This is a genomic window from Paraburkholderia phytofirmans OLGA172 (genome assembly GCF_001634365.1).
In the GTDB taxonomy this organism is placed as follows: Bacteria; Pseudomonadota; Gammaproteobacteria; order Burkholderiales; family Burkholderiaceae; genus Paraburkholderia.
In genome coordinates this window covers 2,105,697-2,125,390 of the sequence record NZ_CP014578.1, presented here as the reverse complement: position 1 = coordinate 2,125,390, position 19,694 = coordinate 2,105,697, and the positions used below count along the sequence as shown (strand labels likewise).

Sequence of the window (19,694 nt, the reverse complement as noted above, 5' to 3'; positions counted from 1 at the left end):
GCCGCCGCCGCTCAGATCGAATAGTTCAGAGAGCGAAAAGGCACGTTCCGGATTCAGTAGAAGCGCCCCCAGGATGCGCTGCTGTTTAGGCGTGAGAAGAAAGTCCGCAAGCATCGAATACCCTTTTTCGGTACTTTTTTACCGGAAATCGGTATTTTACTTGAAATACCGGAAAGCAGTATTTTTTTACCGCTTTTCGGTACTTTCGTGACACTGCGTCGACAGCGACACGCTTAAGAAAAAGCCAGCTTTTCGAGCTGGCTTTTTCCTGCGTTGCTTCGCAAGCGTTCAAACCCTTATCGCTGGCGGCACATACTTACACTCGTACCGCTTCCTCACCGTCCCATTCTCATCGACGCTTTCCAGGTAGACGTCGAACTGCCACAAGCGCGCCATATGTTTCAGCACTTCATCGCTATCGCCGGACAAATGCCGGTTGTCGCTCATGAAATGCCGCAGCGTCAGACTCCGGTCGCCGCGCGTGTTCACCGCCCACACCTGGATATTCGGCTCCCTATGATGCATGTCGTACTGCCGCGACAACGCCTGGCGCACGTACTGATATCCGCTGTCGTCATGAATCGCGGACACTTCGAGCGCATCGCGCATGTCGTCGTCGAGCACCGAGAATAGACGCATCTCGCGGATCAGATGCGGCGACAGATACTGTGCGACGAAGCTCTCGTCCTTGAAGTTGCGCATTGCATAGTGCATTGCCTGCAGCCACGGGCTGCCCGCCAGTTCGGGGAACCACTTGCGGTCCTCCTCAGTCGGCGATTCGCAGATCCGCCGGATATCGCTCATCATCGAAAAGCCAAGCGCGTACGGGTTGATGCCGCTGTAGTAAGGCTTCGTGACCGGCGGCTGGTAGACCACATTGCTGTGCGAATGGAGAAACTCCATCATGAAGCCGTCTTCCAGCTTGCCCTGGGCGTACATCGTGTTGAGCAAGGTGTAGTGCCAGAACGTGGCCCAGCCTTCGTTCATGACCTGGGTTTGCCGTTGCGGATAGAAATACTGGCCGACCTTGCGCACGATGCGGATCACTTCCCGCTCCCACGGCTCGAGCAGCGGTGCGTTCTTCTCCGCGAAATACAGCAGGTTTTCCTGCGGCTCGGGTGGATAACGCTCCTCGATTTCCTCCGGCAACGGCGTATGCCGGGTCGGCAAGGTGCGCCACAGTTCGTTGACCTGCGATTGCAGATAAGCCTCACGTTCGCGGCGGGCCGCAAACTCCTTTTCCAGCGACAGTTTTTGCGGACGTTTGTAACGGTCCACGCCGTAATTCATCAACGCGTGGCACGAGTCGAGCAGTTCTTCCACCCGGTCGAGCCCGAAGCGCTCCTCGCACTCCGCGATGTAATTCTTCGCGTAGACGAGGTAATCGATGATCGCGTGCGCATCCGTCCACAGCTTGAACAGATAGTTGCCCTTGAAGAACGAGTTGTGACCATAGGCCGCATGCGCGATGACGAGCGCCTGCATCGTCATCGTGTTCTCTTCCATCAGGTACGCGATGCAAGGGTTCGAATTGATGACAATTTCGTACGCCAGCCCCATCTGCCCGCGACGATAGCTTTTTTCAGTGGAAAGAAAGTGTTTACCGAACGACCAGTGACGGTAGTTCACCGGCATGCCGACGGATGCGTAAGCATCCATCATCTGTTCGGCGCTAATGAGTTCGAGCTGGATCGGATACACGTCGAGTTCATATTGCTCTGCAACAAGGGCAATATGCGAGTCGTACTCTTCGATCAATTCGAAGGTCCAGTCGGACGGGCACGGCAAAGGCCGTCTATCGCCTACGTTCATACGGACTTCCCTTTGCCCCTCAGTGGGCGTTCCGGTGTGTCCCCGTGCAGCAGCGGTGTCGACTGCTCCGGCAGCGGCGGCTCCCGTATTGTCCGCCTTCGCCTCGGCATGCCCCGACTGTTGCTGCTGCGGCACGCCTTTTCCGCGCTCCGGGTGATAGCCGCGCGCTTCGTTGTGCAGGTGTTTTGTCATGAAGACGCTACCTGCTTCTCAAACAACTCCCGAAACACCGGATAAATGTCAGCCGCGGTTTCGACCTTCTTCATCGCCATGTGCGGCTGGCTCAGCGCCAACTGTGCATATTCGAGCCACAGGTTCTGCTCTTCCGGCGTGACCTGGATATACGCAAAATAGCGCACCTTCTCCAGGATGTCATCTGAAAGTATCTTGCGGCACTTGGGTGAGTCGTCGGTCCAATTGTCGCCGTCGGAAGCCTGAGCGCCGTAAATATTCCATTCAGTCGGCGAATAACGCTCGTCCATCACCTTCTGCATCAGTTCCAGCGCGCTCGACACCACCGTGCCGCCGCTTTCCGTCGAATGAAAGAACGTGTCTTCGTCGACTTCTTCGGCGCGGGTGTGGTGGCGAATGAACACCACTTCGATCTTTTCGTAGTTACGCTTGAGGAACAGATACAGCAGGATGAAAAAGCGCTTGGCGAGATCCTTGCGCTGTTCGTCCATGGAACCGGACACATCCATCAGACAGAACATCACCGCCTGGCTGGACGGCGTGGGTTGCTTCACCCGGTTCACGTAGCGCAGATCGAACGGATCGATAAACGGAATGCGCCAGATGCGCCCGCGCAAATGGTGAATTTCCTCTTCGAGCAGTTTGATTTCGTCGCGACGGTCGTCCGGATCGGCCTTCATCACTTCGAGTTGCCGTTCCATCTCGTGCAACTGATTGACGAGCGGCGCACCGAGCGCGATGCGGCGGCCGAGCGCGCTGCGCAGCGAGCGGACCACGTCGATATTGTTTGGCGTGCCTTCGGCCGCCCAGCCGGCGCGGATGCTTTTCCACGTAGGCACGGCCATCAGATGAGTTTTGACGAGACGCGGGAGTTCGAGGTCGTCGAAGAAATACTGCATGAATTCTTCGCGGCTCAGCTCGAACACGAAGTCGTCCTGCCCATCGCCCTCGTTGCTCGCCTGGTTGCCCCCGCCTCCGCCACCGCCCCCTTGCGGGCGCTGGATCTTGTCGCCGCGGATGTAGTCGGAATTGCCCGGATGCACCATTTCCCGCTTGCCGCCGGGACCATGCCGGAACGACGGTTCCGCGATGTCCTTGCGCGGAATCGTGATGCTCTGGGTGTTCTGGATGTCTTTGATGCTGCGGTCGCGCACCGCTTCCGAAACGGCGCGACGAATATAGTTCTTAACGCGGCGCAAAAAGCGCTCGCGATTTGCAATGCTCTTGTTCTTACCAGCTAACCTGCGGTCGATGATTTGATGAAGCACGCCCGGTCTCCCGTGTCGGTTGGAGTTAGCGCTTTAGCGCTTACTCCAACCCCATGCACCGCATGTCGGTCTGAGTTGGCGCTTTAGCTGTCGACCAGAGTTAGCGCTTTAGCACTTACTCTGGTTCCATGCAAAGCACTTACTCAGCCCCCCATGCAACTGCACTAATTTCCGCTGCGCGAGACGCACGTTGCAATAGGCATGTCTGCAAACACAACGCTATGTCCATACAACTTGCGCCTCGCAAGGTGCCCACGCGGTCGGACCGCGCGGGCGGCACGCAGTGCGCATCATGACGACTTGCGCACGCGCAGATACCAATCACACAGCAAGCGCACCTGCTTCGGCGTATAGCCCTTCGTCACCATCCGGTTGACGAAGTCTTCGTGCTTGCGTTGCTCTTCCGCCGAGCCCTTGGCGTTGAACGAGATCACCGGCAACAGCTCTTCCGTGTTCGAGAACATCTTCTTTTCGATCACGACGCGCAGCTTCTCATAACTGATCCACGCGGGATTCTTCCCCGCATTCGCAGCACGCGCACGCAGCACGAAGTTGACAATCTCATTGCGGAAGTCCTTCGGGTTGCTGATGCCCGCGGGCTTCTCGATCTTCTCCAGTTCGGCGTTCAGCGCCGCGCGGTCGAAACTCTCGCCGGTGTCGTGATCGCGGAACTCCTGATCCTGAATCCAGAAGTCCGCGTACGTCACATAGCGATCGAAAATATTCTGACCATACTCGGAATACGACTCCAGGTACGCGGTCTGAATCTCCTTGCCGATGAACTCGGCATAACGCGAAGCGAGCACGTCCTTGATGAACGACAGATACTTCTGCTCGGTTTCCGGCGGGAACTGCTCGCGCTCGATCTGCTGTTCAAGCACATACATCAGGTGCACCGGATTCGCAGCCACTTCCGTCGAATCGAAGTTGAACACGCGCGACAGGATCTTGAACGCGAAGCGGGTCGACACGCCGGTCATCCCTTCATCCACGCCCGCGAAATCGCGATACTCCTGATACGACTTGGCCTTCGGATCGGTGTCCTTGAGATTCTCGCCGTCGTACACCTGCATCTTCGAGAACAGACTGGAGTTCTCCGGCTCCTGCAAACGCGTGAGCACCGACATCTGCGCCATCATCTTCAGCGTACCCGGCGCGCATATCGCACTGGCCAGCGACGAATTGCGCAGCAGCTTCTCGTAGATCTTGACCTCTTCGCCGTAGCGCAGGCAGTACGGCACCTTCACGACGAAGATCCGGTCGAGCAGTGCTTCGTTGTTGCGGTTGTTGCGGAACGCCTTCCATTCCGACTCGTTCGAGTGGGCGAGAATCACGCCGTCGAACGGGATCGCGCCGAAGCCTTCCGTGCCCTTGAAGTTGCCTTCCTGAGTGGCGGTAAGCAGCGGGTGCAGAACCTTGATCGGCGCCTTGAACATTTCGACGAACTCGAGCAAGCCCTGATTCGCGAGGCACAGGCCACCGGAGTAGCTGTACGCGTCCGCATCGTCTTGTGCGTACTGTTCGAGCTTACGGATGTCGACCTTGCCGACCAGTGACGAAATGTCCTGATTGTTTTCGTCACCCGGTTCGGTCTTGGCGATACCGATCTGACGAAGGATCGACGGGTAGCGGCGCACCACGCGAAACTTGCGGATGTCGCCGTTGTATTCGTGCAGGCGCTTCACCGCCCATGGGCTCAGAATATTTTTCAGGTAGCGGCGTGGAATACCATATTGCTCTTCGAGGATCGGACCGTCCTCGTCGTAATCGAACAGACCAAGTGGCGACTCGTTGACCGGCGAGCCCTTGATCGCATAGAACGGCACGCGTTCCATGAGTTGCTTAAGACGCTCCGCAATCGACGATTTACCGCCGCCGACCGGTCCCAACAGATACAGGATCTGTTTCTTTTCTTCGAGCCCCTGGGCCGAATGCCGGAAGTAGGCGACCACCTGCTCGATCACCTCTTCCATTCCGTAGAACTCACGGAATGCGGGGTATACCTTGATGACCTTGTTCGCGAAGATACGCGACATGCGCGGATCGTTGCGAGTGTCGATCTGTTCTGGTTCACCGATTGCCGTCAACATGCGTTCGCCAGCCGTAGCGTACGCGGCGGGATTGTCTTTGCAGAGCGCGAGATACTCCTCGAGCGAGAGTTCATCCTCTCGCGTTTTCTCGAAGCGGGTCGCGAAACTGCTGTAGATATCCATGCTACCTCCTCGCCGAAGTCTAGACCGATGTCGTGCGCGGCGCGCTATTCGGAAACGACATCGCTCGAATTCATCCTAAACCCTTTTAAATTTTTTTTCACGAACTACGTTGCGAAAATCGCGCCGTACCCGCCTCCCGACATTCCTCACTTGGAAACACAGATACGCTCACCTACAATCTTGCGCTCGCACACAGCGAATGCGCAGCCACTGCCGGCCCACGCTGCGGCCTCTCCAACGCCCCCTGCTCGCCGTGCTGCCCAGCACGTTCGCTATGCTCCGTTACGCGAATCGTCTCGTTCATCGAACGCTTTCACTGCTCTACCGAACAACCTGTCTGCATGCACACACTTTGTTGCATCGAACGCGGACGTTATGCGCTTTCCTGTACCCTGCGACTCTTTTCATCAACGCGCGGCATCGCCATTTGGTCTACAGCGACAGGCGCTGTGTTACATGTTCGTTCGCCATGCTGACCAGAAGCACGTGCTTGGTGCTTCGTAATGTGCGGTTACAAGCTGACCGTTACAAGCAGGCCGCGGCACGCTCAAGTCAGTTCAATCTCCACTTCTCCTAGACCGTCGATATGGCCGCGCACAATGCCCGGCTTGTCCACATTGTGCGCACCGACGTACGAACCGGTGGTGAGCGTCCATTCCGGCTCGATGGTGATACCCATCGCGGCGCAATGGTTGACGAACCACACTAGCAGTTCGCGCGGATCGCCAGCCGGATTGCCGGTGGCTTCCGGCACCAGTGAGTTGCCGTTGAAACTTAGCTCCAGTTCGGGCGATACGAAATCGAAGCCGCGTGCGAGGCCTGCATAGGCAACCGGATGGCCGGTGATCAATGCGCCATTGTTCTGTGCGTCGGCCAGTTGCGCGAGCGGCGCGACATTAGGCCACTCGGTAAAACGGCTATCGACGATCTCGATGGTTGGCAGCACGACACCGACCTTCGAGAGCACCTCGTCGCGCGCATAAGCCCGGCCGCGCGGCTCGATTGCCTCGGCGAAACGAAAGGCGATCTCCAGCTCCACCAGCACCCGGAAGAAGCCGGTATGGGCCACCCGCGTGGGCGACGGCAGCACCAGCGAAGCTGGAATCGGCGCGCCCGCGGCGGCCCCGCCCGGCGCTCTGGCGCCGATCTTCCATGCCCCCGTCGAATCGCCGAGGCCTGCGATGACAGCCTGCTGGATCGCATAAGCGGTTGCCGCGTCAGGCGGCAGACTGTCGGGTGGCGGCGCATCGATCGGGCGATGCTGCCGGCGGGCTTCGACGAGGCGGTGCGCGAGGTCGTATGGCGTCATGTCGTCCTTTATGGCTGGCGCGTTGAGCGGGGTGGACTGCCGCGCTGAGTTGCGGCGGTTAGGATAGCGGGCTCACGGTCCGCGCGCTGACTGCCTGAAGCGGCGATGTCGCCGATGCAAGCCGTAGTCGCGCCCGTCAATGTACCGGATCACGGCGCTCGCCAGGGCGCCGACAACGCTTGTGAACGCTACTTAGTCCGCAGAGTATGAAAAAAGACCGCAGTTGCATGCGCAATCGCGGTCTTTATCGTCATGCGGCCAATCCGCGCAAGCATGGTTCCGTCTAATGTTTCATCGGGAACGAATGTTGCGAGGCGGTGACCGGTCAGAAGGTTTCCCAATCCTGATCGCTGCCGGCGCTCGCCGCTGCCTTGGCAGGCGCCCTCGTCGGCGCGGCGGCAGCCAGCGTTGCCGCGGGTGCGGCAGAGGTCCTGGCGGTGCCGGGCTGCGCGCCAGCGTGTGACATGGGGGATGACACCGGGTGTGACACTTTGCGTGCCTCTGCCGCGCGAACCGGCGCGGCCGCGCGCTTCGGCGCCGCGCTCACCGGCGCCTTGTAGCCGCTTTCTTCGAGCTGGAACACCGCGACCGCGGTACGCAGCTTGCCGGCCTGATCTTCAAGCGAAGACGCTGCCGCTGCAGCTTCTTCGACCAGCGCGGCATTTTGCTGCGTCACCTCGTCCATCTGGGTGACCGCGCGCGCCACCTGGCCGATGCCGCTGCTTTGCTCCTCCGAGGCCGCTGCAATCTCCCCCATGATGTCGGTCACGCGTTGCACAGCACCGATGATCTCGGTCATGGTGCGGCCCGCTTCGTCGACCAGGGCCGAGCCGGACTGCACGCGCTCCACCGAGGTGTCGATCAGCTCCTTGATCTCCTTGGCCGCCGCCGACGAACGCTGCGCGAGGCTGCGCACTTCGCCTGCCACCACCGCGAACCCGCGCCCTTCTTCGCCGGCCCGCGCCGCTTCCACGGCCGCATTCAGGGCCAGGATGTTGGTCTGGAACGCAATCCCTTCGATGATCGAGATGATGTCGGCAATCTTCGCCGAGCTCTGGTTGATGTCGCCCATCGTGCCGACCACCTGGCTGACCACGGCGCTGCCCTTGTTGGCAATCTCGGACGCGTTGGCCGCCAGCGAACTCGCCTGGCGAGCGTTGTCGGCGTTCTGCTTGACGGTGCCGGTCAGCTCTTCCATGCTCGACGCGGTTTCCTGCAGCGCCGACGCCTGCTCTTCCGTGCGCGTGGACAGGTCGATATTGCCGGCTGCGATCTGGCGCGTGGCGGTCGCAATCGATTCACTGCCGCTGCGCACCGTGCGCACCGTTTCGGTGAGACTGCGCTGCATTTTGGCGATGCCTCCAAGCAGTTGCCCCATTTCGTTACGCGAGGTGACCACGACCGGGCGGCGCAGATCGCCAGCGGAGATCGCGTCGAAATGACCGAGGGCGGCGTCGAGCGGGCGGCCAATCGCGCGGCTGAGCGTCAGGTAGGACAGCACGGCGGCGAGCACGCCGACCAGAAGCGCACCGGCGCTCACCACGCGGAACATCTCGAAGCTGCTTTGCGCGGAGTCGTAGCCTTGCTCGGCCGACGTGAACTGAAACTTGCTCAGCGTATCGTCGGACGTGGCGAGATCGTTGTACGCCACCTGCATGCGCTTGGCGCCGTCGATGATCTTGCTCTGGTCGTTCGCCGTGATGACCGCCGCAAAGCCATCCAATTCCTGATGCAGCGCGTCACGTTTGGCGATGACGTCCTGCGCGAGACGGTCTTGCTCTGCGTCGCGCGGCAGATCCATATACTTTTTCCACCACATGTCGGAGGTGGCGCGCATCGAATGCGCACGCTCGATCGTCGGCGCCGCTTCCGGCGTGCCGATCATGAACGCCGCCCGGTCGAGCGCCAGCCGCTCGCGCGCGGCATACAGTTCGGCGTTGCCGATATCGACAGTGCTCGGCATTACATTCGTGAAAGTGTCCCGGTGAGCGGCGTTCGATCGGCTCATGCCGAACAGACCAAAAACGCCAATCGCGACTAGCAACGCGGCGAGAAAAGCCATCGTGAGGCCAATCCGCGCCTTGATCGTGATGCCTTTGTTCAACATGCTCGTTCCTGTACTTAGCAAATAAGAGACTGCGTGCGCAGCGCGGGGTAGCGTGTGGCGGCTGCCTGCATGGCGCTGATTTGACTACGCGCTCTAATACCCAGGTTTACGGCATTCCGTTTGCGTACTTGAAGGTCTTATATGGTAGGAAGAAAGATGCTGTAAGCAATTGGAAATAATTACAAAGCACCGACGGACCGCGTCCGTGCGGAGAGCGGACACGAAGCCTTTCGGCGCGCGCCCGGCAACGCAACGCCCGATATCAGGCCGCCAGATCGCGCCTCGCCGCGCCGGCCCACGTCGCGGTCGATTCGCGCACGATCAGGCGCGGCGACACGACACGCCGGCGACCCAGTGCGCGCGGAGGACTGCCCGACGACGTCCCGGCGATACGTTCGATCAGCGTCTGCGCCGCCATATCGCCGAGCGCGCGGACCGACTGCCCCACGGTCGAGAGCGCCGGATAGGTGAATCGCCCCAGTTCGATATCGTCGAAACCGATGATCGAGCAATCGTGCGGCACGCTGATATTGCGCTCTGCCGCGGCGCGTAGCGCACCGATGCCCATCATGTCGTTGCCGGCAAAAATCGCCGACGGCTTCACGGTATCGAACAGCTGTCCAGCCGCGCGATGGCCGCCGGTCCCCGAAAAATCGCTTTCGACAATGGCGCCGGCCGGAATCTCGATGCCGCGCTCCGTCATGGCGCGAATGAAGCCGTGTACCCGCATGGCGCTCACCGCCGTCTTCACGGGCCCGGTGATGCAGCCGATCCGCACGTGCCCCAGCTCGAGCAGATGACGCGTCGCAATGTAGCCGCCCTTCTCGTGGTCGATCTGCACCAGATCCGCATTCACGCCTTCGATATTGCGGTCCACGACGACCAGCGGCTCCCGGGCGTCGGCGAGCGTCTGTGCCAGCACCGCGTCATCGCCCGCCGAGGCGACGATCAGTCCGTCGATCCGCTTTTCCTGCAGCACGCGTAGATAGTGACGCTGCTTGGCCGGATCGTCGTCGGAATTGCAGAAGAACAGGCAGTAGCCGTTGCGCGAGCAACCATCCTCGATCCCGCGCGCCATCTCCGCGAAATACGGGTTCGTGCTGTTCGGCACCACCAGACCGATCGTCGCCGTGGCCCGCGCCTTGAGCGAGCGGGCCACCGCCGATGGCACATAGTGAAGCTGACGGATCGCGTGTTCGACCTTTGCGCGCACGTCGGCCGACACCGGCCGTGAGTTGTTCACCACGTGCGATACCGTCGTGAACGACACGCCTGCCACGGCCGCTACATCTTTGATCGTCGCCATAACCTGTTGCTCTCCTGCCTGTTGTTCCCGCCGGCCACGCCACCTGACGACCCACCGGACATCCTCATCGAAGACAGATCAAACTCATGAATACTTATGCTTTACCGCCTTTCCCACACTTCCAGCGTCGACTGCGCTTGAGACGCCAGGGTGCTGACGAATCCGTCGCAATCCTGGTTCCGAGGCTCCCGGCGCGGCCTCGCGCGATGCACTCGCATGAGGCCGCCAACGACAGCGACGTGTCACGCCAGCCCAATGCGCGGAATGCTCAGGCGCTGTCGGCCACGCACCCTCCCGCGGCGCAGCCAGCGTCATGACGCTCACCTCTGAATTTAACGGCGGCGCAGCAGGTTTCTTGAGCGTTTATTGAATTGGCACGGTTCCGGCACCGGCTGCCCGACCCTTACCTGGTCACCAGGTCGCACGGCGTTTCCACCACACCGGACAACTGCGACTGTTTCCTGTGCTCGTTGATCGCCTTCAGCGCGGTGTCGATACCGAACACGGCCTGCTTGGCGGCGTACTGGTCGGCGGTGGCCAGGACACGGCCATCCTTGAGCATCGGCCTGATCGCGTTGATATTGTCGTAACCGACCACCAGCACCTTGCCCTGCTTGCCTGCCGCACGGATGGCCGAGACCGCGCCGATCGCCATATTGTCGTTGCCGGCGAGGAGCGCCTTCAGGTTCGGATACTCATTGAGCATGGCCGACGCCACGGCGTTGCCCTTGTCGATTTCCCACTCGCCCGATTGCACCGACACGACCTTCGCGCCGACGGTCTGCATGGCGTCCTTGAAGCCCGCGGTGCGTTGCTGCGCGTTGGTCGTGGTCGACACGCCTTCGATAATGCCGACTTCATCGCCCGCCTTCAGCTTTTTGGCCAGATAGTCGCCGACCTTCTGCGCGCCCTTGCGGTTGTCCGGGCCAACGAACGGCACGTTCAGGTCTTTCGACTTGAGCACATCCGGGTCGAGCCGGTTGTCGATGTTCACGACGATGATGCCCGCGTCGACGGCCTTCTTGACGACGGGCACCAGCGCCTTCGAGTCAGCGGGGGCTAGCACGATCGCATCGACCTTCGAGACGATCATCTGTTCGACGATCCGGATCTGGTTCGCGGTATCGGTCTCGTCCTTGATGCCGTTGGTGATCAGGTCAAACTGGGAGGCATTGTGTTTCTGGTAGTTTTTCGCACCGTTTTCCATGGTCAGGAAGAACTCGTTCGCGAGCGACTTCATCACCAGCGCGACCTTCAGCTTATGGGCGGGCACGGTTTGCGCGTAAGCGGAAGAAAACGGTAAAGCGGCGGTAGCGGTGACGAGAACTGCGGCCGCCAGCATGCGGCGGCGAATGCGATGGCTCATGCCTCTCTCCAAGGTTTGTCGGGCTCGCGGTCGAGCCGTATTTCTAGTTATTCGCAAACGTTTGCGAGGCCTATTCTCAGTGTGCCCGCTAATGGGTGTCAACGATTCGCGGTGTTGCGGTGCACCGCCTGTTCGGCGGCTAACGGCGTGTCAAAGCCAGCCGGCCTTGCGGAAGCGCCAGTACAAGACCAGATCCACGGTCAGCATCACGGCCAGACAAACTGGATAGCCGAACTTGTAATGCAGCTCGGGGATGCTCTGGAAGTTCATCCCGTAGATGCCGGCGATCATGGTCGGCACCGCGAACAACGCGGCAAACGAGCCGAGCCGCTTGGTCACCTCGCTTTCGGCAAGCGAGATCATCCCCAGATTGACCTGCACCGCGGTCACAACCATTTCGCGCCGGCCGTCGATGATCTTGACGATCCGTTCGAGGTGGTCGTAGACGTCGCGAAAGTACGCCTGCATGCCTTCGCAGATGCTCGGAATCCGGCCGCCGGTCAATTTGCCGATCGCTTCCTGAAGCGGCGCAATGTGATGCTGCAGAATCACCAGACGGCGTTTCAGCGAGTACAGATCTTCAATGATCGTGCGCGATGCCGCCGAATTATTGCGCTCGAAGATGCGGTCTTCGAGTGCTTCGATTTCAGTGTTCATTGCCTCGATGATCGGAAAATACCGATCGACGATGTCGTCCGCCAGCGCGTACAGCACGAACGCCGAGCCCTGCTTGAGCAATTGCGGCTCGCGCTCGCAACGGGCGCGAACGTTCTGAAACCCGACGCGCGTGCCGCGGCGCACCGACAGCACATAGTTGTGCCCCACGAACACGTCGACCTCGCCGGTCAGCAGTTCGCCTTCTTCGTCCATTTCCACGGTATGCATGACGGCGAATAGCGACTCGCCGTACTCCTCGATTTTCGGACGTTGATGGCCGTTTTGCGCATCTTCGATCGCGAGTTCGTGCAGGCCGAACTCGTGTTTCATCACGGCCAGTTCGCCCGGCCCCGGGTCTTTCAGCGCGACCCAGACGAAGCACTCGGGCCGCGCCACGTAGTCGCTGATGCTGTCGATATCGATGTCAGCCAGCTTCCGGCCGTCCTGATAGGCGGCGCAATTGATCAGCATGTTGGATTACCTTGAAAACGGTACAGACCCGCCGGCTTCGCACTGTGCGTAAGCCCAGTGGCGGATCTGCACGAACGCATACACGACAGCCGCCATGTTAAGGGCTCTGCGCGAACGTCATGTATGCAATTGTTAAAGCTTGCGTGCCGCGGCGGCGGGCGCAGTGCGGCGCGCACTGGCCTTGCCCGGCGTGCATCCCGTATTCGCGGGCATTGTTGGACACGTATCGTACAGCGCGGCGCTGTCAGGCGCGCCCCTGCGCTATTGGGCAACCCTGCGCAAGGCGATGCTGTGATCTTCGCCGAAGGTGACCGACGCGCGGTTCGTATAGCGCGTGTCGGCCGTGACCATAAAGCGCATCTCCACGACCGGATCGAATTGCGTCGAGACACCGATGCGATGCACACCGGGGCTCAGATAGAAAACCACATGCTCGCCGTTCATCAGGTCGGTGACCTGCTCTCCGTCGATATACACCAAGGCATCGCGGAACCGGACGATAAGGTCACGGGAACGTTCGCGCCGTACGTCCACCCCAACCAGTCCGTTGCCGGGCTGCGTGTAACCAGGCTGGACGATGCGCGCTTGCGGCACCTCCTTGAACGGGACGGGTTCGGCAGGGGTCGAGGCGCAACCCGCGAGCGACGCGATCACCAGCGCAAGCAGCGCGGCTTTGCAGTGGAAGTGCTGGCGCATCGGCATGCTGGGTCTCCCGTGTTGTTGGTGGCGTTGCTCTTGTTCTTGTTATAGGCGCATTGCGCCATCCAGGGCGAACGGCCAACCGTCTGCTCACCCTCTTGCGCGCTGCCGCGTTCTTCTTCATGATCGTTGCAAGGCGCTGCGCTGTGGGCGCCGCGCACTGCGGATTTACCCTCAGATCCGCAGCGTGGTAGTTTTGTCTGCCAGCAGGTTTGCTTCTCGGTACCGGCCAGGCGCAACGCTTCATCGCCTGCCTCGCCGGACATACGATCAAGGAGACTGCAATGTGGTATTTCACCTGGATTCTCGGCATCGGTGTCGCGTTGGGCTTCGGCATCATCAATGTGATGTGGCTGGAGGCCGGCGGCAAATTCGCGCGCGACCCGCAGCACGCCGGCGCCCCGGCCGCCGCGCCCGAGGACACGTCTTCGTGACCCATCTGGTTTTCTTCTGCGGTCACGCAGGCACCGGCAAGACAACTCTGGCGAAGAAGCTGATCGGCCCGCTCATGCAGGCGAGCGCGTCGCCTTTCTGCCTGCTCGATAAAGATACGCTATTCGGCGGCTACAGCGCCGCCGCCATGGCCATGCTGACCGGCGACCCGAACGACCGCGACAGCCCGCTTTTCCTGCAACACCTGCGCGATCCCGAGTATCGCGGCCTCCTCGATACCGCCCGCGACAACCTCGAACTCGGCATCAGTGCGCTCGTGGTCGGGCCACTCTCGCGCGAAGTGCGCGAGCGGCGCCTTTTTGATCGCGCCTGGCTGGGTATCGGTGCGGACGTGGCGCTGCGAGTGGTGTGGACCACCACATCGGAAGAGATCGCGCATCAGCGCATTGTCGATCGCGGCAATCCGAACGATGCCTACAAACTCGCGCATTGGGACGAGTATCGGCAGCGCCGCTTCGTGCCGAGCGGCGAGATTTGCGAAGATCTGTTGATGTTCGACAACACCGCGCCAACCCAGGCGGACTACGAAGCGTTGCTTGCACGCATAGTAGGTGAGCCGCATGCGATGCTGCCGCCGCTACCTGTGTAGCTTACCTGTGTAGCTTACCTGTGTAGCTTACCTGTGTAGCTTACCTGTGTAGCTTACCTGTGTAGCTTACCTGTGTAGTGCCAGCCGGTTTCGCACCGGCGCGCGAAACGCAAAACGCCCCGCAGTGCGGGGCGTCCTGGGCTTTTCTAAGGCGGCCTTCTGCGAGGCCTTCCTGGTTGCTCGCGGCAGTCACTGCCGCGTGGTCGCACGGCCCTCGGTTTTGAGCCTCAACGCGACAGTCTCCGCTTACACCGTCGCCATCGCATCCAGCGACTGCCCTTCGTACAGTTTGCCAAAGCGGTTCGCGAGGAAGTCGTGCAGCGACACCTGCTCCTGACGCACGAAGCCGCTTTGCGGCAGCTTCTGCTCGCGGAACAGATCGAGCACCGCGCACATCGCGCCGGCCGTGGTGATCTGGATCGCGCTCATCGGCACGCCGCACACCGTCTTCGCGAAAATCTTGCGGGTGAACACTTCCTGCACCAGTTGACCGTCGCGCATGCCGCTCACGGTGATGAACACCAGCACGACGTCTTGCGCGGTCGAAGGCACCGAACGGCGCATGATGGTCTTGAGCGTATCGCGATCGCTCGCAAGACGCAGATCTTCCAGCAGGAACTGCATCAGCTTGCGGTGGCCCGGATAGCGCACCGACTTGTAGTCGAGCGACTCGACCCGGCCCGACAGGGTTTCGCACAGTGTACCTAGACCGCCGGACGTATTGAAAGCTTCGTATTCGGTACCATCGAGCGAGAAGTGTTCGAGGCCTTCGAGCGGCTGCACCCACTGCGTGCGGCTGTCGCGGATCGCTTCGCACGGCTGGCAGTATTCGTTGATCAGGCCGTCGACGCTCCACGTCAGGTTGTACTTCAGCGCGTTGGTCGGGAACTCCGGCAGCGCGCCGACGCGCATCTTGACGTCGCGAATTTCGGTGAAACGGTTCGCCAGCTCATGCGCGGCGATACCGATGAAGCCCGGCGCCAGACCGCACTGCGGCATGAAGGCGTGGTCGGCGTCGTCGGCGATCGCGCGGATCGCGTGGGTGGCGCGCACGTCCTCGGTCAGATCGAAGTAATGGACGCCCGCGCCCTTGGCGGCCGAGGCCACGCTCACCGCCAGGTAATACGGCAGCGCGTTGACGAGCGCGTCGAAGCCTTGAATGGCGGCGCGCAGCGCGGCGGCATCGGCGGAATCGACGCGGCGGGTCGGGATGCCCTGAGCGGCAAGCTTATCGAGCGCGTTCTGGTCGCGGTCGAACGCGACGACGTCGTAGTCGCCGGTTTCGCGCAACATGTGGGCGATGGTGTGACCGATCAAACCTGCGCCAACGATGGCTACTTTCATACGCTTCTCCTTTGTCGACCGGAGTTAGCGCTTTTAGCTGTCGGCCTGAGTTAGCGCTTTAGCGCTTACTCAGGCCCCATGCAAAGCACTTACTCCGGTCCCATGCATCGCTGTCGACCGGAGTTAGCGCTTTTAGCTGTCGGCCAGAGTTAGCGCTGCAGCACTTACTCAGGCCCCATGCAAAGCACTTACTCCGGTCCCATGCACGATGGTTGCTGTTATCTGCTGTCTCCAGCTTGGGAAGTGCGCAGCGCTTAGGCGCTGCGCCCGGCGGGCTGAACCCTCGAGACACAGTTTAGGGAGAAGCAAAAACAGTTCATACGCGCAAAATGCTGCGCTATGACCATGACCTTCGACGTTATGACGATGCAGTCAGTCGATATGTCGAAAACGTATCAAAACGGCGTAAAAATTGGGCAGCAGGATCACACCATGCCGCGGTCGATCTTGCGCGCAAGAATGATCGACGTGGTGGTTCGCTCCACACCTTCCAGGCCGCCAATCTCGTCGAGCAGATCGTTGAGGCGATCGGGTGAATCGGCGCGCAGCCAGGCAACATAGTCGAACTCGCCGCTCACCGCGCATAGCAGTTGCACCTCGGGCATCTTGCCGAGACGTTTCTGCACGGCAGGCCCGTATTTCGGCGCGATGATGATGCCGACGTATGCCTGGATGCTCGAGTCGAGCACGTCCTGACCGAGTCGCACGCTATAGCCGCCGATCACATTGCTACGCTCGAGCCGGGCGATCCGTGCGATCACGGTAGTGCGCGCCACGTCCAGTTGGCGAGCGAGATTGGCGACGCTCTCACGGGCGTTGGCTTGCAGCAGCGCAACAAGGTTGCGGTCGAGGTCGTCGAGTTGGTCGAGGCGCGGAGGTCTCATCGGGGGGCAAGAAGTTGGTCAGCAGTGGAGCGGATTATCGCGCGTCTTGCACACCGGGCGGCAGGCAAAGGAACCCGAACCATGGACGGCGCAATGATGAGCGGCTAACAGTGATCGGGAAGCGGCACGCAGGAAGCTGGAAACGCAGCGGAACAAGATAAGCGACGCGTGGCGAAGCGGCACGATCACACCCCGAACCGCTCGATCACGAAATCGATGAAGCTGGTGAGCTTCGGCGTTGCACGGCGGTCGCGTGGGTAAACCAGGTGGACGGGCGCACCTTCGGGCAAATAGTCTTCCAGCACCGACACCAGTTCGCCGCTGGCAATCTCTCCCGCAAGCAGCGCCTCCGGCTGCAACACCAGCCCGAAGCCGCGCAATGCGGCAACCTTGAGCGCCTGGCCGTTGTTCGCCCGGAACCGTCCGGCGCGCAACTGGTTTTCGTCCGCGGTCTCGCCGCCTAGCCGCCACAAACCCTCGCGGCCCCAATGCAGAAAACCCAGGCATTCGTGCTGCATGAGATCGGCCGGCGTGCGCGGTGTGCCGGCCCGCGCCAGATAGGCCGGCGACGCGCAGGCGCGCATCCGGTAAGGCTTCAACGGCCGCGCGACGAAACTGGAGTCCGGCAAGTGGCCGATTCGCACCGACGCATCGAAGCCCTCTTCCACCAGGTCGATCACGCGATTCGACAGATCCAGTTCGAGGCTCACGTCCGGCCATGCGCTCAGGTAGTCGGTCATCGCAGGGGCAAAGACTTCGACACCGTACGTCAGCGGCACCGTCACCTTCAGCACGCCGCGCGGCGCGGCTGCCATTGCCTCGGCTAGAGACTCCGCCTCCTTGACATCCGCCAGAATGCGCTTGCACTGCTCGTAATAGTGCCGGCCGATTTCGGTCAGGCTCTGACGACGCGTGGTGCGCGTCAGCAGGCGCGTCGCGAGCCGCGTTTCCAGCGAGCGGATGTGCTTGCCCACCATCGCCGACGAAATGTCAAATCGCTCGGCCGCCGCCGTGAGACTGCCCGCTTCGACCACGGCGACGAAGACTTCCATGCTGACGAATTTGTCCACCCGCTATTTCCTGTTCGTTTCGGTTGTAAGCGTTTGTCGTACCGCAGCCGCATTGCGTTTCGGTTGTAAGCGTTTGTCGTACCGTAGCCGCATTGTAGAGATATCGTGATACAAATAGCGGCGACGGCGAAGCGGGCAGCCGGCCGCCGTGCGTCGCTATGCCGATGTGCGTGGGGTCGCTCGCCATGCTCGCCTTGTCCTAATTCGAACAGACATCAGGAGTTTCGATGAAAAAAGCACTCGTAATGTTGGCCACCGCAGTCGCCATGAGCGGCGCGTTCGCACAAACTTCCGCGCCGGCTTCGGCGCCGATGGGCACCCCGGCTTCCGCACCCGCCGCAAAAGCCGGCCACGAGCGCAATGTCGAAGACCGCATCGCCTACCTGCACACCCAGTTGAAGATCACGCCGGCGCAGGAATCGCAATGGAACGCGTTCGCCGATGTCATGCGCAGCAATGGCCAGACGATGGGGCAGTTGTTCCAGCAGCGCAAGGCCGACACGAACCTGTCGGCGCTTGACGACATGAAGCAATACGCGACGATCGCGCAAGCGCATGCGGACGGCATGAAGAGGCTGGTCGATGCGTTTGACCCGCTGTACAACAGCTTCTCGCCGGAACAGAAGAAGCTGGCCGACGTAACGTTCCATCAGGGTGGCCCTGAGGGTGGCCGTCACCATGGCAAGGGCGGCGGTAAGAAGGCGCCGGCAAGCGAATGATGCGGCTGTGAAGCCGTAAGCGGTCAGCTGCACGGTTGATGACGCGCGGCGCGGATTTCTGCGCTGCGCGCCCGGTTCTTTTGCTTTTGGCGGCCGTGCTCGCCGCCTTCCCCGCCAATGGCAAAAGAAACCGATCTTCAGATGCATCTGGCATGATTGCGAGTACGTGGCGTCGAGACACCGGGTCCCGGCGCGGCTATCTATCTCTCTACACCCGCTCGCTTCATGACCGAACTCAAAAATCTCGACCTGAGTCAAGATGCCAACGCTCAGCGCGTCGTCAAAAACGAAACCGTGAGCGTTGAATTCGCCGCCGCCGAAGGCGAACTGATGAGCCTGGAAGGGCCGAACCGCTATGTCCGCGGCGACGCGCTGATCACCGGTTCGACCGGCGACCGCTGGGTCGTCTCGCGCGAACGCTTCGATGCGAAATATCTGCCGGAAGACACCGCCCTCGCGCATGGCGCACCGGGCGCTTATCGCAACCGTCCGGCCGTCGTGCTGGCCAAACAGATGAACGAAGCGTTTTCGCTAGCCCGTTCAGCAGGGGGCGGCGACGTGCTGCACGGCGCCGCCGGTGACTGGATCATGCAGTACGCCCCCGGCGACTACGGCGTGGTGCAGGCCGCACGCTTCGCGAAGGTCTATCGGCTTGCCGATTGAGTCGCTGCCTGTGACTCCCAGCCAATGAGTCGTGGCCGGCTGACCGCGGTAAGCCCAGCCGCATTCGGGCCCGCCATCTAGCCAATGGCCCGCGGGTCCTGAGTCAAGCGTTTTAAGCAAACTCGTCGCCGAGATCCACCGTCACATCGCGCGGCACCGCCTCGCCGTTCGCGTACTGTTCTTCGAGCGAGCCGATGCTCGCTTCTACAAACGCCCGCAGCACCGCGAAACTCCGGCCGCGCAGCCGCGCCGGCAACGCGCGATAACGCGCCAACGCGGTCGGCGCAATCACCACGGTCATCACGATGCGGCGCGCGGTCGCGCCAAAACGCATTGCAACCCAGTGAATGGCCAGCGTCGGCGTGCCGTCTTCGCCGGCACGCTGGATGAACTGTGTCTGCTCGGGAAACAGATCGCTGATGACGCGAGCCAATTCCTCGAACTCGGGATTCGCGCAGTCGTATTGGTAAGCTTCTTCCATGAGGTGTGCCGAAAGGATGTGCCTGAACGGTGTACCGAAGAGGTACACCGAAAGTTAGAGAATCACGGATGGCCTGAGTAACACGCGGCTC

Annotated in this window: 16 protein-coding genes and 1 pseudogene; 4 read left to right on the top strand and 13 right to left on the bottom strand. The window is 61.1% G+C overall.

Annotation, left to right across the window (positions count from 1 at the left end; genetic code table 11):
- Window positions 1-288 precede the first annotated feature (288 nt).
- From AYM40_RS09080 to AYM40_RS09040, 9 genes are all read right to left on the bottom strand, one after another.
- Window positions 289-2,004, bottom strand: a complete 1,716-nt coding sequence (locus tag AYM40_RS09080; RefSeq protein ID WP_181448410.1) for a SpoVR family protein — start codon at window positions 2,002-2,004, stop codon at window positions 289-291.
- Entirely contained in the window at window positions 2,001-3,272 is a 1,272-nt protein-coding gene (locus AYM40_RS09075) for a YeaH/YhbH family protein (protein ID WP_063495930.1), read from the bottom strand. The genes AYM40_RS09080 and AYM40_RS09075 overlap by 4 nt, the downstream gene beginning before the upstream one ends.
- A 290-nt stretch (window positions 3,273-3,562) precedes the next feature.
- Entirely contained in the window at window positions 3,563-5,485 is a 1,923-nt protein-coding gene (locus AYM40_RS09070; protein WP_063495929.1) for a PrkA family serine protein kinase, read from the bottom strand.
- Between the two features lie 547 nt (window positions 5,486-6,032).
- Entirely contained in the window at window positions 6,033-6,794 is a 762-nt protein-coding gene (locus AYM40_RS09065) for a hypothetical protein (RefSeq protein WP_063495928.1), read from the bottom strand.
- Between the two features lie 325 nt (window positions 6,795-7,119).
- Window positions 7,120-8,901: a methyl-accepting chemotaxis protein gene (locus tag AYM40_RS09060; protein WP_063495927.1), complete on the bottom strand. Its 1,782-nt coding sequence runs from the start codon at window positions 8,899-8,901 to the stop codon at window positions 7,120-7,122.
- A 262-nt stretch (window positions 8,902-9,163) separates the two neighbouring features.
- The gene (locus tag AYM40_RS09055) at window positions 9,164-10,207 is read right to left on the bottom strand and encodes a LacI family DNA-binding transcriptional regulator (RefSeq protein WP_063495926.1); all 1,044 of its coding nucleotides are present in this window, start codon (window positions 10,205-10,207) and stop codon (window positions 9,164-9,166) included.
- A gap of 403 nt (window positions 10,208-10,610) precedes the next feature.
- Window positions 10,611-11,573 (bottom strand): sugar ABC transporter substrate-binding protein, encoded by a 963-nt coding sequence (locus AYM40_RS09050; protein WP_063495925.1) that lies wholly within the window; start codon window positions 11,571-11,573, stop codon window positions 10,611-10,613.
- Between the two features lie 150 nt (window positions 11,574-11,723).
- A complete protein-coding gene (corA, locus tag AYM40_RS09045; RefSeq protein ID WP_063495924.1) occupies window positions 11,724-12,701 on the bottom strand; it encodes a magnesium/cobalt transporter CorA in 978 nt (325 codons plus the stop codon).
- Window positions 12,702-12,962: 261 nt separating this feature from the next.
- The gene (locus tag AYM40_RS09040; RefSeq protein WP_063495923.1) at window positions 12,963-13,403 is read right to left on the bottom strand and encodes a hypothetical protein; all 441 of its coding nucleotides are present in this window, start codon (window positions 13,401-13,403) and stop codon (window positions 12,963-12,965) included.
- Between the two features lie 281 nt (window positions 13,404-13,684).
- Here AYM40_RS09040 and cydX point away from each other — a divergent pair, with 281 nt between their 5' ends.
- A complete protein-coding gene (cydX, locus tag AYM40_RS09035; RefSeq protein WP_063495922.1) occupies window positions 13,685-13,834 on the top strand; it encodes a cytochrome bd-I oxidase subunit CydX in 150 nt (49 codons plus the stop codon).
- The gene (locus AYM40_RS09030) at window positions 13,831-14,442 is read left to right on the top strand and encodes an AAA family ATPase (protein ID WP_063495921.1); all 612 of its coding nucleotides are present in this window, start codon (window positions 13,831-13,833) and stop codon (window positions 14,440-14,442) included. Before cydX ends, AYM40_RS09030 begins: the two co-directional genes overlap by 4 nt.
- Window positions 14,443-14,688: 246 nt before the next feature.
- Here the strand turns inward: AYM40_RS09030 and AYM40_RS09025 are convergent, their stop codons facing one another.
- The 3 genes from AYM40_RS09025 to AYM40_RS09015 all read right to left on the bottom strand — a co-directional run bounded on the left by AYM40_RS09025 (window position 14,689) and on the right by AYM40_RS09015 (window position 17,740).
- Window positions 14,689-15,786, bottom strand: coding sequence for a saccharopine dehydrogenase family protein (locus AYM40_RS09025; RefSeq protein WP_063495920.1), 1,098 nt, complete (start codon window positions 15,784-15,786; stop codon window positions 14,689-14,691).
- A gap of 425 nt (window positions 15,787-16,211) precedes the next feature.
- Complete coding sequence (locus AYM40_RS09020; protein WP_054039581.1) at window positions 16,212-16,670, bottom strand: Lrp/AsnC family transcriptional regulator; 459 nt, start codon at window positions 16,668-16,670, stop codon at window positions 16,212-16,214.
- Between the two features lie 185 nt (window positions 16,671-16,855).
- Complete coding sequence (locus AYM40_RS09015) at window positions 16,856-17,740, bottom strand: LysR family transcriptional regulator (RefSeq protein ID WP_063495919.1); 885 nt, start codon at window positions 17,738-17,740, stop codon at window positions 16,856-16,858.
- A gap of 227 nt (window positions 17,741-17,967) precedes the next feature.
- Here AYM40_RS09015 and AYM40_RS09010 point away from each other — a divergent pair.
- Together AYM40_RS09010 and AYM40_RS09005 are read left to right on the top strand one after the other, a co-directional pair.
- A pseudogene (locus tag AYM40_RS09010) lies at window positions 17,968-18,478 on the top strand (Spy/CpxP family protein refolding chaperone).
- Between the two features lie 206 nt (window positions 18,479-18,684).
- A complete protein-coding gene (locus AYM40_RS09005) occupies window positions 18,685-19,122 on the top strand; it encodes a PGDYG domain-containing protein (RefSeq protein ID WP_063495918.1) in 438 nt (145 codons plus the stop codon).
- 112 nt (window positions 19,123-19,234) lie between these two features.
- On the opposite strand, the gene AYM40_RS09000 is transcribed toward AYM40_RS09005, so the two are convergent.
- On the bottom strand, window positions 19,235-19,603 hold the full coding sequence (locus tag AYM40_RS09000; RefSeq protein ID WP_063495917.1) for a DUF3022 domain-containing protein: 369 nt from the start codon (window positions 19,601-19,603) through the stop codon (window positions 19,235-19,237).
- Window positions 19,604-19,694: the final 91 nt, after the last annotated feature.